This is a genomic window from Cupriavidus sp. 30B13, from assembly GCF_049059565.2.
Classification (GTDB): domain Bacteria; phylum Pseudomonadota; class Gammaproteobacteria; order Burkholderiales; family Burkholderiaceae; genus Cupriavidus.
Map to the genome: position 1 here is coordinate 1,117,552 of NZ_CP188224.1, position 14,317 is coordinate 1,131,868.

Below are 14,317 nucleotides of genomic sequence, written 5' to 3' on the forward strand. Positions count from 1 at the left end.
CTCAGTCCTCGGCCACGAAGCCGGTGGCCTCCACGATCGGTTTCCACGCGGCGCGCTCGACCTGGATGCGGTGGCGCGCTTCCTGCCCGGACCTGGGCGCGACTTCCAGCCCCAGCGCTTCGAGCTTGGCGGCGGTGGCGGCATTGCCCGAGGCGGCGACGAACATCTTCTCCACCCTGGCCACCACGTCCGGCGGCGTGCCGCCCGGCAGGAAGGCGCCGTACCAGCTGGTGGCGTACTCGTACTGGCTGAAGCCCTGTTCCTTGAGCGTGGGTACCTCGGGCAGCGCCTTGGCGCGGTGCGTGCCGCTCACGCCCAGGAACTGCAGCTTGCCGCCCTTGTAGAGCGTCATCATGCTGGCCACCGCGTCCCAGCCGATCGAGACATTGCCGCTGATCACGTCCACCAGCATCGGCGAGGCGCCGCGGTAGGCCGCCGGCGTGATGGCGATGCCGGCCGACTTGCCCAGCGCCACGGTGCCGAGGTGGCCGGCGCTGCCGATGGTGGCCAGGCCCAGGCTGGCGCCGGCCGGGTTGCGGCGCGCCCACTCCACGTATTCCTTCATGTTCTTGTACGGCTGCTGCGCGCCGGCGGCCACCACGGTGGGCACGTCGGTCAGCACGGCGGCCGGCACGAGGTCCTTGTCGGGATCGTAGCCGAGCTTCTTGTACGTCAGCGGGAAGATGGTGAACAGCGGCGACGGGCCGATGAAGACGGTCTTGCCGTCCGGCTTCGCGCGCTTGACGTAGTCCAGCGCCAGCCGCGCCGAGGCGCCCGGGCGGTTTTCCACGATCACGGTGCCTTGCCCGTCCTGGCGCAGTTGCTCGGCGTAGAGGCGCGCCAGGCTGTCGGCCGCGCCGCCGGGCGCGTAGCCGACGATGATGCGGATCGGCTCGCCCGGGTCCGCGGCGGATGCCGGCCGGGGCAGGGCGAGCACGGCGGCGCAGGCCGGCAGCGCCAGGAGGTGGAGCACGAGTTTGCGGCGGGAAGCTTGGATCATGGCGCGGGCAGGTAGGGATAGGGACGGGCGGGCCGTGGGTGGGGGAGGAAGCGTCAGGCTTGTGGCCACTGGTCCAGCAGGCCGTGCGCGGACTCGAACAGCGCGGCGGCGCGCAGCAGCGCCGCGTCGCCGCGGAACTGGCCCACCAGCTGGAAGCCGACCGGCAGGCCGTCGCCGGCAAGGCCGCAGTTCAGGCTGATGGCGGGGTGGCCGGTCATGTTGAACAGCATGGTCCACGGGAACCAGTGCGCGCGCACGTTCTCGTACTGCCGGCCGTCGATGTCGATGGTGCCGAACAGGTCCTGCCCGATCGGCAGCGCGGTGCGCGTGAGCGTGGGCATGGCGAGGAAATCCGCGCGCGCGAGCAGCGCCTGCACGCGCTGGAACAGCTTCGAGCGGTCGAACATGGCCTGCTGGTATTCCACGCCGCTGACCTGCGCGGCCGAGGCCACCTGCCGCAGGAAGGTGGCGCTGAGCTGCTCGCCGTGCTCGGCGGCGATGGCCGCGAAGCGCGCGCGCCATACCGTATGGTTGATGGCGCGCCAGATCGGCTCCACGTCGAAGCCTTCGCCCGTGAATGCCTCGAGCTCCGCGCCCATGCCGGCCAGCCTGGCCAGGCTGGCCTCGAACGCGCGCGCCACCTCGGCCGCCACGGGCCGCCCCGGCGGCGCCAGGCAATACAGGATGCGCTTGCCGCGCAGGTCGCCGCGCGCCTGCGCCGCCTCGGCGTAATCGGGTTTGGGCACGCCGATGGACCACGGGTCGCAGGCGTGCTCGCCGGCCATGGCCTGCATCATCAGGCCGGTGTCGGCCACCGTGCGCGTGGTCGGCGTGACGTAGGTCTGGTTGCCGAACAGGTCCTGCGCCTGGCTGTGCGGGATCACGCCGTTGCTCTGCTTGATGCCGACCACGCCGTTGCACGCGGCCGGGATGCGCGTGGAGCCGCCGCCGTCGGTGGCCACCGCCAGCGGGGCGATGCCGCTGGCCACCGCCACCGCCGCGCCGCCGCTGGAGCCGCCGCTGGTGCGCGCCGCGCTCCAGGCATTGCGCGTGCGGCCGAACAGCGGCGAGTCGGTCAGGCACTTGGAGCCGAACTCCGGCGTGGTGGTCTTGCCGATCAGGATGGCGCCCTGTTCGCGCAGGCGCGCCACGGAAACGGCGTCGGTGTCGGGGATGTTGTCGCGGTAGGGCGCCACGCCGAAGGTGGTGCGCACGCCTTGCGTGTTGACCAGGTCCTTGGCGCTGAACGGAATGCCGTGCAGCAGCCCCAGCGGCCTGCCGTCCATGACGGCCTGCTCGGCCGCGCGGGCGGCGTCCATGGCCTGTTCCGCGCACAGCGTGATGAAGCAGTTCAGTTCGGGCTGCAGGCGCGCCGCGCGGTCCAGCACCGCCTGCATGAGTTCCACCGGGGAGATCTCGCGGCGCGCGATGCGGCTCTGGAGTTCGGTGGCGGACAGGAAGCAAAGCGCATCGCTCATCGGCGGGCTTCTCCAGAAAACGTCTCGGAGCGGATCGGAGGCGCCGCCATGGCGTGGCCGCGCCGGGGCGCCCACGTCATTGGTTTTTGGATCCAGAATCCATTCTTTGCGGCTATAGTAGACGTGTGTCATGCGCTTGTAAACTGCGCCGACAAAATCAGCACTTCCACTGCGCCGCGGCGCTCAGAGAGGCAAATGGCAGAAACGTTCGAATGGCAGGGGCGGGTGCGGCTGGTGGAAGAAGTGGCGCAGGTGCTGCGCCAGCGCATCTACCGCGGCGTCTATCCGCCGGGCAAGGCGCTGCGCCAGGTGGAGATTTCCGAAGACCTGAAGATCAGCCGCACGCCGTTGCGCGAAGCGTTGCGCATGCTGGAGCGCGAAGGGCTGGTCAGCGCCGAGACCGCGCGCGGCGTCACCGTGGTCAGCGCCGATTTCCGGCAGCTGATGGATGCCTACGCCTTGCGCGAAGTCATCGACGGCCTGGCCGCGCGGCTGGCCGCCGAGCGCGCGGGCAAGCTGGCGGGCGCGCCGCTGCGCGCCATCGTCGAGGCCCAGCGAGGCAGCCTGGCGCCGTGGCGGCCAGAGACATACACGGCTGCCAACGTGGAATTCCACACCAGGATCATCGGCCTGGCGTCGAACGAATACCTGGCGCGGCAGGTGCCCATCGTCCATATGACGTCGCAGGTATTCGCGCCGCGCAACGTGTTCCCGCAGGACCGGGCGCTGGCGGCCATCGGCGAGCACGAGCAGATCGTGGCCGCCATCGAGAGCGCCGACGGCGACCACGCCGAGCAGGTGGCGCGGCTGCACATCCGCAATTCGATGGCGCGCCTCAGGGTGATGGCGCAGTCCGCCGCGGACGAGGGCGCGGCGCAGGCCTGAGGAGGCCAGCGCCGCGCCAGGCGGCGTCAGGCGTGCGGCGTCAGGACCGCCGGCTCTTCAGCGAGGGGGAGGCATCCTGGCGGAAAGCCGGGTGGTGCCGGCTCACGCTGCGCGCACCGATCACCAGCGCAAGGAGAAAGACCAGGATATATGCCGCAAAGGTGATGGCTTCCATGTTCGACCCCACTTGTTGATGTTGTTGTTCTGTCGAGCGTGGAGTATGCGCATTGGGGCGGCCGGCGCGCTACCACACAGTGGTGGGGGGCTTTCCGGCGCCGGCCCTGGCCCCCGCGCTCAGGCCGGCTGCTCTTCCCAGCCGCCGCCGAGCGCCTTGTAGAGGCGGATCGCCGTGAGCGACACCTCCGCGTTGCTGCGCACGAATTCGGTCTCGGCCTCCAGCAGCGCGCGCTGCACCACCAGCACGTCGAGGAAGGTGGTGGCGCCGGCCCGGTAGCGCGACAGCGCGGCGCGGTACGCCGCCTGGCTGTGCTCCACCGTGGTGGCCAGGCTCTTGCGCCGGCGCTGCTGGGCATCGTAGGCCAGCAGCACATCGTCGATCTCGTGCCAGGCATTGAGCACGGTCTTCTGGTACAGCAGCGCCGCTTCCTGCTGCTGCGCCTCGCGCAGCTTCAGGGTGCCGCGCAGTCGCCCGCCTTCGAAGATCGGCAGGCTCAGCGTGGGGCCGATGGCGAACTGGCGCGAGGCCCACGAGCCGACCGAGGCGAAGGACAGCGATTGCAGGCCGAAGCTGCCCGACAGCGACACCTGCGGATAGAAGTCCGCCTGCGCCATGCCGATATTGGCCGTGGCCGAATGCAGGCGCGCTTCGGCCTGGCGGATGTCGGGCCGGCGCCGGGCCAGCTCGGAGGGCACGCCGACCGGCACCTGCGCCGGCACCGGCGGCACGGGCCGGGCCATGTCGAGTTCGCCGGCCAGCGCGCCCGGCGGCTGCGCGACCAGCAGGCTCAGCGCATTGACCAGGCGCCCTTGCCGTTCTTCCAGCATGGGCAGCCGCGCCTCGATGGAAGCCGTCAGCGCCGAGGCCTCGGATACCTCCAGGTCAGTGGCCACGCCCTCCGCGCGGCGTTTCTGCGTCAGCGCCAGGCTGTGGCGCGCCAGCGCGAGCGAGGCGTTCACGGTGGCGATGGTGGCCTGGGTTTCGCGCAGCTGGATATAGTCGGTGGCGGTCTCGGTCAGCACGGCGAGGATCACGCCGTGCCGCATTTCGTCGGCGGCCGCGGCCATCGCCTCGGCGGATTCCACCGCGCGGCGGTTGCGGCCCCACAGATCCAGTTCCCACGAGGCATCGAAGCCGGCCTGGTACAGGTTGAAGGGCGCGCTGGCGTCCGCGCCGGGAATGCCGGCATTGCCGGTCCCGGTGCCGTCGGCCATTGCCGCGGCCGGCACGCCGGCCGACGACACGCCCTGCAGGCTCATCAGGCCGGTGTCGCTGGCGCCCGAGCGCTGGTAGCCGGCATTGGCGCCCACCGAAGGCAGGCCCGCGGCGCTCACGATGCGGCGCTCCCAGCGGCTTTGCAGCAGCCGCGCGGCGGCGGCCCGGATGTCCAGGTTGCTGGCCACCGCGCGCTGCACCAGCGCGGTCAGCTGCGGGTCGCCGAACAGGCGCCACCATTGCGCGTCGGCCGGCTGGTCAAGCGCACGGCTGTCCGCGCCGGCGCTCGCATGCGTGGCCCATCGGTGCGGGACCTGCGCGCCGGGCGGCACGAAATCGGGTCCGACCGCGCAGCCCGCGAGCAGCAGCGCGAGCGTGCCGGCGGCGGCGGTCCGCACCGCCGGCCGCCATGTCTTGTGGTGTGGATGATGCCTGCGTGTCATGGCTTACTCCGCGCTGGTTTTCACGCTGGCGGTATCGATGCGCGATACCACCGACATGCCGACCCGCAGCCGGTCCAGATGCTGCTGGCCCGGGTCGAGCACGATCTTCACCGGCATGCGCTGGACCACCTTGGTGAAGTTGCCGGTGGCGTTGTCCCGCGCGACCGGCGAGAAGGTCAGGCCGGTGGCGGGCGCCACGCTGTCCACGTGGCCGTGCAGCGCCATGTCCGGATAGGCGTCGACCTCGATGCTGACGCGCTGGCCGGGCCGCACGTGGGTGAGCTGGGTTTCGCGGAAGTTGCCGATCACGTAGGCGTTTTTCAGCGGCACCACGGCGAGCAGCGCGGTGCCCGCGTTGACGAAGGCGCCGACCCGCACCGAGCGCTGGCCCACCACGCCGTCGACCGGCGCGGTGACGCGCGTGTAGGAGAGGTTGAGCTGCGCCTGCTCGACCGCGGCCTGGGCACGGGCCGCCGCGGCGGCCAGCTCGGTGCGCTGGGCCGCGAGGACCGTGACTTCCCGCCGGGCGGCCGACAGGCCCGCGGTGTCGCGCTCGCGCACGGCCATTTGCTGACGCAGCGTGAAGCGGGCCTGCTGCTGTTGCTCGATGGTGCCGGCGCCGTCTTCCGACAGGCGCTCGTAGCGGCGGGCGTTCTGCTGCGCGAAGGTCACGGCCGCCTCGTCCGCGGAAAGCGTCGCGCTGGCCTGGCCGATCACGGACTGCTGCTTCTGCAGTTGCGCGTCCACGCTGGCGAGGCGAGCCTCGATGGCGGCCAGTTCGGCCTGTGCCGTGCGCAGGCCGGTCCGGAAGTCGCGGTCGTCGATGCGCGCCACCACGTCGCCCGCGCGCACGGCCTGGTTGTCCTCGGCCAGTACCTGGGCGATGTGGCCGGACACCTTGGGCGCCACCAGCGTGTAGTCGGCGAATACGTAGGCGTCGTCGGTGGACTGCTCGCCGGTGCGCCCGCCGGTCACGGCCAGCACGGTGCCGCCGGCGGCCAGGATCGCCGCGGCGATGGCGGCAATGCGGACAAGATTCTTTTTCATGAGCGTTGACCTCACTTCGAGGGCTGAAGGGATGGGGGTTGGGGAGGGAAGGCGCGCACCGGCAGCACCGCCAGGAGCAGGATCAGGGCGAGGGCGATGCCCATGAGCAGCAGGTAGGCGTCGGCCAGGCTCAACACCAGCACCTGCTCGCGCAGCAGCGCGCCGAAATGCGCCGGCGTGCCGGCTGTGCCGTCCGGGCCGGCGGGCAGCAGGCGCGCCATGTTGCCGGCGCGGTCGAGCAGCATGTTCGAGTGGAAATGCCCGCGGTGCGCGAGGAAGGTCTCGATCAGCGCGCCGCCGACCACCGTGCTCAAGCCCCGCACGGTATTGAACATGGCCGAGGCGAACGGCCCCTCCATCGGCTGCACCGCGCCGGTGGCGCCCATCAGGATCGGCAGCACCGCAAGCGGCTGCCCCAGCGCCTGCATGGCTTGCAGCAGGTAGAAACTGTCGCGCCCCCACGCCGAGGTCAGGAACGACCCGCCCAGGCACGAAGCCGCCAGCAGGCCGAGGCCCGTCGCCATGACGATGCGGCTGTCGAGGCCGCGGATATTGCACAGCGCGGCCGCCGCCGGCGCCGCCAGCAACTGGGGGATGGCGATGCTCAGCGCGAGCGGCCCGATCTCCGGCGCGCGGAAATCGCGCACTTCCATCAGGTACAGCGACGGCAGCATCGAGCCCGACATGAACACGATCAGCAGCCCGGCCAGCGCGAGCAGGCCGTGGGAGAAATTGCGCCGCGCCAGTATCTGCAGCTTGAACAGCGGCAGCGGATGGTGCCACTCGTTGACGCAGAAGATGGCGAGCGACACCGCGGCACCGGCCAGCAGCGCCGAGACCAGCGGCGAGTGGAACCAGTCCAGCCGCTCGCCCTGGCTGAGCGCGACCACCAGCGCGGCCATGCCGCCGCAGCCGGTCAGCACGCCGATCCAGTCGAACTGCCGGAACCGCTCCAGCCGCACCGGGTCCTGCGGGATGCCGTGGGCGATCATCAGCGCGGCCAGCAGGCTCGGCGGGATGATCTGCCAGTAGACGAACTGCCAGCCGGCGTGGTCGGTCCACAGCGCCGCCAGCGGCGTCGCCAGGTTGGGGCCGAAGGTCGCCGTCAAGGCGTATGCGCCGAGGCCATACAGCTTGATGCCGGGCGGCAGGAAGCGCAGCGCCACCGTCATCAGCAGCGGCGGCAGCGCGCCGCCCAGCAGCCCCTGCGCGATGCGCAGCGCGACGAGCGCATCGACATCCCGCACGAACGGGAAGACCGCGCCGAGCAAGGCGAACCCCAGCACCACGCATACCGCGAAGCGCCGCAGCGAGAAGGTCATCGCGCACCACGCGGCGACCATCATGGCGCAGACCTCGGCAGCGGCATACGCGCTGTGGATCCACGTGCCTTCGTCGTAGCCCATGCCGAGCACGCCGCGCACGTCGGCCAGCGCGATATCCGTCACGCGGTTGTTCAGGCCGGAGGCCAGCGCGGCGATCAGCACGCCGGACAGGCCGATGGCCAGGCGCCGGTCGAACGGCGGCGGTACGGGTGGGCCGGCTGGCGCCGGCGGGGGTGTCTGGGTCATGTTTCTCTCGCTGGGCATCGCGACGGACAGCGCGCGGCCACGCATCGCCGCGCTCGCGCCCGCCTTCGATGCTGCTGGCTTGTGCTACCGTAATACGATTCAATATATCGTTATACGGTACAGATTTCGAATCCGGGCGAAGTCTACCATACGATTCGTCGTACCGTATTGCGGGTTTTTGTCGGGGGAAGACATGCCGGTGCGGTACACTTCGCCCCGGCCCATCGGATGAAGCAAGGAACGACATGACCCAAACGCCAGGTGACGACGAACGCGGCAACGGCATCCAGGTGATCGCCCGCGCGGCGAGGATTCTCGACGTGCTGGGCGGCTCGTCGGCCGGCATGAGCCTGGGCGAGATCGCCCGCGCGGTGGACCTGCCGCGCTCCACCGTGCAGCGCATCGTCAATGCGCTCGGCACCGAGGAACTGGTCCGCGCCGAGCGCTCGGACGGCGTGCGGCTGGGGCCCGCGCTGCTGCGCCTGGTGGGCCGGCAGCACACCGACGTGGTCGCGGTCGTCACGCCGCATCTGCAGGCATTGAGCGAAGAGGTGGGGGAGACCGTGGTGCTCACCCGCATCAGTGGCCAGCAACTGGTCTTCGTGCACGTGATCGTGGCGGAGCGGGAACTGCGCGTGGTGCCGCGCGTGGGCACCAACCTGCCGCTGCACAGCACGTGCACCGGCAGGGCGCTGCTGGCCATGAGCACCGACGAGGAGGTGGTGGCGATGCTCGGCGACAACTACGAGCGCGTGACGCCGCACACGCTGCATACGTCGGCGGCGCTGCTGCGCGAGCTGCGCAAGGTGCGCAAGGACGGCTATGCGGTCGACAGGGAGGAGACCGCCATCGGCATCTCCGCGGTCGCGGTGGCGATCGACACGATCCTGGGGCGCTATGCGGTCTCGGTGGTGGTGCCGAGCGCGCGCTTCGAGGGGCAGCAGGCGCGCATCTCGAAGCAACTGCTCAAGTGCAAGGACATCCTGCACGGCGAGATCGGCCGGCTCTCCGCCGGGCGCTGAAGCGCGCGCGGGGCGGCGCCGGTGGTTCAGCGGGCAGTTGCCGCGGGCAGGCGCCTGAGCGCGGCGGCGAGCGCGCTGACGTAGGCGTCCGCCGCGCCGCACGCGGCCAGCGCGGCCTCCAGCCGGTGCACATAGTCCGCGTTGCTGCCGAACGGGCCGGCCGCGGCGGCCACGATCGGCGCGACGCGCGCCACGCTCGCATCCGTCTCGTGCTCGGGATGGCGCGGGTTGGCGACGAAGGCGATCGCCCGGGCCCGCGTGCCGTCCGCCAGCGTGACCGTCTGCCAGGACGGCAGGTAGGCACCGGTGACCATCTCGCGGATCCACACCAGGCGCAGCTCCGCCTCGGCGGTGGCCTCGGGCAGCCTGAGCGCCACGCCCAGCGTCGAGCCGCCGGGCTCCAGCGAGAGCATCCGCCCGGGCGTGCCCGGGCTGCCTCGGCCGGCGGTCATGCGCAGGCAGAAGCTGCGGTGCCAGCCGTCCAGCGTCGCCACCTGCCGCTGCTCGAAGTGCAGCAGCGGGTTCCACATCAGCGAGCCGTAGCAGAACAGCCACACGCCGCCGCGCGGGCGCCGCGCCATGATGGCGGCGAGCGAACCGTCGAGCGCGTCCTGGCTCCACAGCATCTCTTCAGGCAGGTTCAGGCTTTCGGCGTAGTCGCCCCGGTTCATCAGGTCCCTGGTCAGCATCGCCTGTCCTCATGGTCGTGGTTGATGTGGCGCGGCGCCGCTCGACCGCGGCTTCCTTGAAGGCCGAGGCGCTGGATGCCTCGGGCGCCTGGTAGGCGGGCGCCCGCGAGCGTCCTTGCCGTTTCATCACGCGCCCTTCCCGGCGGTAGCCGGCTTGCCGTCCGCGGGCGCGGCGGGCGTGGCCGCCTCGGGCCGGAGCGCCATCGTCACCTGCCGGGGCGCCACGGTGTCGCCGGGGCGCACGCGCTGCAGGCCGTTCACCACGATTCGCTCGCCGGGCTCGAGGCCCGCGCGGACCACGCGCAGGCCTCCGTACGACGGCCCGAGCGTGACTTCGCGATAGGCCAGCTTGTTGGCGCCGTCCAGCGCCAGCACGAACTTCTTGCCCTGGTCGGTGCCGACGGCGATATCGCTGACCAGCACCGCCGCGTGGGGCGGGCCGCCGCCGAGCTTGACGCGCGCGTACAGGCCCGGCAGCAGGCGACCGTCCGGGTTGTCGAACACCGCGCGCACGTGGATGGTGCCGCTGCGCGTGTCGAGCCGGTTGTCGACCGACTGGATGCGGCCCCGGTGCGGATGGCCCTTCTCGTCGCTCAGGCCGAGGAAGACCGGCGCGTCCGCATTGCCGCCGCCGGCACCGGGCGCGGTATAGCGCAGGTAGGCATGCTCGTCGATCTCGAAGCTGCCGTACACCGGCGACACCGACACCACCGAGGTCAGTGGCGGCGAGCTCGCGCCCGCCGCCACCAGATTGCCGACCGTGATCTCCGCGCGCGAAACCCGGCCGGAAACCGGCGCCGTGATGTGGGTATAGGCCAGGTTCAGCCTGGCCGCTTCCAGCGTGGCCCGGGCCGCGCGCACGTTGGCGGCGGCTTCGCGCGCGGCGTTGTCGCGCTCGTCGAACTCGCGCCGCGAGACGGCGTTGTCCTGCAGCAGGCGCTGCGCGCGCGTCTGTTCCGTCAGGGCGTGCGAGGCGCGCACCTGCGCGGCGGCCAGTGCCGCATCGGCGCGCGCGACTTCGGCGGCGTAGGGGCGCGGGTCGATGGTGAAGAGCGGGTCGCCCTTCCTGACCAGCGTACCTTCGCGGAAGTGCACGGCGTCGATGGTGCCGCTCACGCGCGGGCGGATCTCCACGCGGTCGACCGCTTCGAGGCGGCCGGAGAATTCGTCCCACTCGGTGATGGTCTGGCTGACCACGGTGGCCACTTCCACCGGCGCCGCGGGCGGCGCCGTCACGGCTTGCGCTTCGCCGGCGTGCCGGACGTGGTTCAGGGATGTGGCCAGGGCGGCGCCGGCCAGGACGAGAACGGCGAGCGCGATCCGCTTGCGTCGGGCTTGTTCGTACATGATGGGGTGTCGTATCGGTTGTGTCCCGCGGCGCCGACCGGCGGCACCGCGGGAAAAACGGGGGAGGATGTCGCCTAGTGCCGGGCCGCCTTCTCCAGCGGCACGTGCACGGCCTCGGGCGCCACCACGGCGTGCAGCGGGCGGTTGCTCAGCTTGCGCACCACGACGTAGAACACCGGCGTGAGCAGCAGGCCGAACAGCGTCACGCCCAGCATGCCGAAGAACACCGAGATGCCCATGGCGCGGCGCATTTCGGCGCCGGCGCCGGTGGCCAGCACCAGCGGCACCACGCCCATGATGAAGGCGATCGACGTCATCAGGATCGGGCGCAGGCGCAGCTTGCAGGCTTCCACCACGGCTTCGGCCACGGAGCGGCCCTGCAACTCGAGGTGCCGGGCGAACTCCACGATCAGGATGGCGTTCTTGGACGACAACCCCACCAGCACGATCAGGCCGATCTGCGTGAAGATGTTGTTGTCGCCGCGCGTGAGCCACACCCCGGCCAGCGCCGCGAAGATGCTCATCGGCACGATCAGGATGACCGACAGCGGCAGCGTCAGGCTCTCGTACTGCGCGGCCAGCACCAGGAACACCAGCAGCACGCAGATCGGGAACACGATCAGCCCCGAATTGCCGGCGATGATCTGCTGGTAGGCCAGGTCGGTCCATTCGTACGAAATGCCGGGCGGCAGCGTCTCGGCGGCGATGCGCTCGATGGCTTCCTTGGCCTGGCCCGACGAATAGCCGGGCGCGGGGCTGCCGCTGACGTCGGCGGCGGTATAGCCGTTGTAGCGGACCACCAGTTCGGGGCCATAGCCCTGCGCGATGGTGGCCACGGCGGCCAGCGGGATCATCTCGCCGTTGCGGCTGCGCGCCTTGAGCCTGAGTATGTCGTCGGGCGAGGCGCGCGCGCTGCCGTCGGCCTGCACGCGCACCTGGTAGACCCGGCCGAACTCGTTGAAGTCGTTGACGTAGAGCGAGCCCAGGTAGATCTGCATGGTGTCGTAGATGTCGGCCACGGCCAGGCCGAGCTGCTCGGCCTTGACGCGGTCCACATTGACGGCCAGTTGCGGGAAGCTGATCTGGTAGGTCGAGAACAGCGAGGCCAGTTCCGGCGCCTTGGCGGCTTTCTCCATGAAGGCCTGGCGCGCCTTGTCGAGCGCGTCGTAGCCCAGCGAGGCGCGGTCTTCGAGCTGCAGCTTGAAGCCGCCCAGCGTGCCCAGCCCCATCACCGGCGGCGCGGCGAACACCACCGGCGCGGCCTCCTTGATGGCGCCGAAGCGGCGGTTCAGCTCGGCCGCGATGGCGTCGGCGCTCAGATCGCCGGACTTGCGCTCGCCGTACGGCTTGAGCAGCACATGGCCGATGGCCGCGCTCGAGCTGGTGGTCGAGCCGTTGAGCGACAGCCCCGGATAGATGAACACGTTCGACACGCCCGGCGTGTCCAGCGCGATGCGCGTCATCTCGCGCGCCACGGCCTCGGTGCGGTCCAGCGACGCGCCCGCGGGCAACTGCCCGTACATCACCAGGTAGCTCTTGTCCTGGATCGGCACGAAGCCTCCCGGCACGGTGCGCGTGAGCAGCACGGTCAGGCCCACCAGCACGGCGTACAGCGCCATGGTGACGGCCTTGCGGCCAAGCAGCGACGACACCACACCGCCGTAGCGGTTCGAGCCGCGCTCGAAGAAGCGGTTGAAGGCATGGAAGTAGCGGCCGAACACGCGCTCCATGAGCTGCGTGAGCCGGTCCGGCCGCGCGCCTTCGCCCTTGAGCAGCAGCGCCGCCAGCGCCGGCGAGAGCGTCAGCGAGTTGATCGCCGAGATGATGGTGGAGACCGAGATCGTTACCGCGAACTGCTTGTAGAACTGCCCGGTCAGGCCGCTGATGAAGGCCAGCGGCACGAATACCGCCGACAGCGTCAGCGCGATGGCGATGATGGGGCCGCTGACCTCGCGCATGGCCGCGTAGGTCGCTTCCTTGGCCGACAGGCCGGCGGCGATGTTGCGCTCGACGTTTTCCACCACCACGATGGCGTCGTCCACCACGATGCCGATGGCCAGCACCATGCCGAACAGCGACAGCGTGTTGACCGAGAAGCCCAGCGCCAGCAGGCAGCCGAAGGTGCCGATGATGGACACCGGCACCGCCAGCAACGGGATGATCGACGCGCGCCAGGTATGCAGGAACAGAAACACCACCAGCACCACCAGCGCGATCGCCTCGAACAGCGTGTGGATCACGGAGTCGATGCTGTCGCGCACGGCCTTGGTGGGGTTGAAGGTCATGCCGTATTCGATGCCTTCGGGGAAGTTCTTCTTCAGCTCTTCCATGGTCAGTCGGACGTTCTTCTCGATGTCCAGCGCGTTGGCGCCCGGCGCTTCCATGATGGCGATGGGCAGCACCGCCTTGTTGTCGAGCAGCGCGCGGATGCCGTAGTCCTCCGCCGCCAGCTCGACGCGGGCGACGTGGCTCAGCCGCACCACGCCGCCGTCGTCGGAGGTCTTGAGCACGATGTTGCCGAACTCTTCCGGCGTGCGCAGGCGGCCCTGCGCGGTCACCGAGAACTGCATCGCCGTGTCCCGGGGCGCCGGCGCGGAGCCGATGGCGCCGGCCGAGACCTGGATGTTCTGCTTGCGCACCGCCTCCACCACCTCGGTGGCGGTGAGGTTGCGCTGCGCCACGGCCTGCGGGTCGAGCCACACGCGCATGGCGTAGCCGCCCGGACCCCACAGGCGCACCTGGCCCACGCCCTGCACGCGTTGCAGGCGGTCGCGCACGTTGAGGATGGCGTAGTTGCTGAGGTAGTTGACGTCGTACTTGCCGCCGGGCGAGGTCAGCTGCACCGCGAGCGTGATGTTGGGCGCGCTCTTGGTGGTGGTCACGCCCAGGCGCTGCACGTCCTCGGGCAGGCGCGGCAGCGCTTGCGAGACGCGGTTCTGCACGAGCTGCTGGGCCTTGTCCGGATCGGTGCCGAGGCGGAACGTCACGGTCAGGTACAGGTGCCCGTCACCGTTGGCCTGGGACTGCATGTACAGCATGTTTTCCACGCCGTTGACGGATTCCTCGATGGGCGCCGCCACCGTCTCGGCCACGGTCCTGGCGTTGGCGCCGGGATACTGCGCGTGGACCACCACGGAGACGGGGACCACCTCCGGGTATTCGGCCACGGGTAGCCGGAAGATCGCCACCGCCCCCACCAGCACGATGAGCAGCGACAGCACGCCGGCGAAGATCGGCCGGTCGATGAAGAACTTGGAGATATTCACGGTATTGCCTTGCTGCGCGAGGCAGGGACGGCGCGGGCCTCGGCGCGCGTTCCCGGCCTCCGGGTTGTGACATGGGTCATGGCTGCATCCTGTTCGGTCGGATCGGATCACGGGCAGAAGATAGGCGTGCCCGCGGCCGGGAAAAAGGGGGGAGGCGGTCCGCACACTACGGACGC

The 14,317-nt window shown here is 70.6% G+C and carries 11 protein-coding genes; 2 read left to right on the forward strand and 9 right to left on the reverse strand.

Annotated features, from left to right (window positions below; genetic code table 11):
- Position 1 precedes the first annotated feature (1 nt).
- Both ACKI2N_RS24285 and ACKI2N_RS24290 read right to left on the reverse strand, forming a co-directional pair.
- Positions 2–1,000 carry a Bug family tripartite tricarboxylate transporter substrate binding protein gene (locus ACKI2N_RS24285; RefSeq protein WP_420997640.1) on the reverse strand — a complete coding sequence of 333 codons (999 nt, stop codon included), beginning with the start codon at positions 998–1,000 and terminating at the stop codon, positions 2–4.
- A gap of 53 nt (positions 1,001–1,053) precedes the next feature.
- Positions 1,054–2,478 carry an amidase gene (locus tag ACKI2N_RS24290; protein ID WP_420997639.1) on the reverse strand — a complete coding sequence of 475 codons (1,425 nt, stop codon included), beginning with the start codon at positions 2,476–2,478 and terminating at the stop codon, positions 1,054–1,056.
- A 195-nt stretch (positions 2,479–2,673) separates the two neighbouring features.
- Here ACKI2N_RS24290 and ACKI2N_RS24295 point away from each other — a divergent pair, with 195 nt between their 5' ends.
- Complete coding sequence (locus ACKI2N_RS24295; RefSeq protein ID WP_420997638.1) at positions 2,674–3,363, forward strand: GntR family transcriptional regulator; 690 nt, start codon at positions 2,674–2,676, stop codon at positions 3,361–3,363.
- 40 nt (positions 3,364–3,403) lie between these two features.
- Here ACKI2N_RS24295 and ACKI2N_RS24300 read toward each other — a convergent pair whose 3' ends face one another.
- The 4 genes from ACKI2N_RS24300 to ACKI2N_RS24315 form a co-directional block, all read right to left on the reverse strand.
- Positions 3,404–3,538 carry a hypothetical protein gene (locus ACKI2N_RS24300; protein ID WP_420997637.1) on the reverse strand — a complete coding sequence of 45 codons (135 nt, stop codon included), beginning with the start codon at positions 3,536–3,538 and terminating at the stop codon, positions 3,404–3,406.
- A gap of 119 nt (positions 3,539–3,657) precedes the next feature.
- A complete protein-coding gene (locus ACKI2N_RS24305; RefSeq protein WP_420997636.1) occupies positions 3,658–5,199 on the reverse strand; it encodes an efflux transporter outer membrane subunit in 1,542 nt (513 codons plus the stop codon).
- A 3-nt stretch (positions 5,200–5,202) separates the two neighbouring features.
- On the reverse strand, positions 5,203–6,246 hold the full coding sequence (locus ACKI2N_RS24310) for an HlyD family efflux transporter periplasmic adaptor subunit (RefSeq protein ID WP_420997635.1): 1,044 nt from the start codon (positions 6,244–6,246) through the stop codon (positions 5,203–5,205).
- Between the two features lie 11 nt (positions 6,247–6,257).
- Entirely contained in the window at positions 6,258–7,817 is a 1,560-nt protein-coding gene (locus ACKI2N_RS24315; protein ID WP_420997634.1) for an MFS transporter, read from the reverse strand.
- 245 nt (positions 7,818–8,062) lie between these two features.
- Between ACKI2N_RS24315 and ACKI2N_RS24320 the strand changes: the two genes are divergently transcribed.
- Positions 8,063–8,839, forward strand: coding sequence for an IclR family transcriptional regulator (locus ACKI2N_RS24320; protein ID WP_420997633.1), 777 nt, complete (start codon positions 8,063–8,065; stop codon positions 8,837–8,839).
- Positions 8,840–8,865: 26 nt separating this feature from the next.
- Here the strand turns inward: ACKI2N_RS24320 and ACKI2N_RS24325 are convergent, their stop codons facing one another.
- The 3 genes from ACKI2N_RS24325 to ACKI2N_RS24335 all read right to left on the reverse strand — a co-directional run bounded on the left by ACKI2N_RS24325 (position 8,866) and on the right by ACKI2N_RS24335 (position 14,141).
- On the reverse strand, positions 8,866–9,528 hold the full coding sequence (locus ACKI2N_RS24325; RefSeq protein ID WP_420997632.1) for a gamma-glutamylcyclotransferase: 663 nt from the start codon (positions 9,526–9,528) through the stop codon (positions 8,866–8,868).
- 126 nt (positions 9,529–9,654) lie between these two features.
- Positions 9,655–10,875 (reverse strand): efflux RND transporter periplasmic adaptor subunit, encoded by a 1,221-nt coding sequence (locus ACKI2N_RS24330; RefSeq protein ID WP_420997631.1) that lies wholly within the window; start codon positions 10,873–10,875, stop codon positions 9,655–9,657.
- Positions 10,876–10,949: 74 nt separating this feature from the next.
- On the reverse strand, positions 10,950–14,141 hold the full coding sequence (locus ACKI2N_RS24335; RefSeq protein ID WP_420997630.1) for an efflux RND transporter permease subunit: 3,192 nt from the start codon (positions 14,139–14,141) through the stop codon (positions 10,950–10,952).
- Between the last annotated feature and the right edge of the window lie 176 nt (positions 14,142–14,317).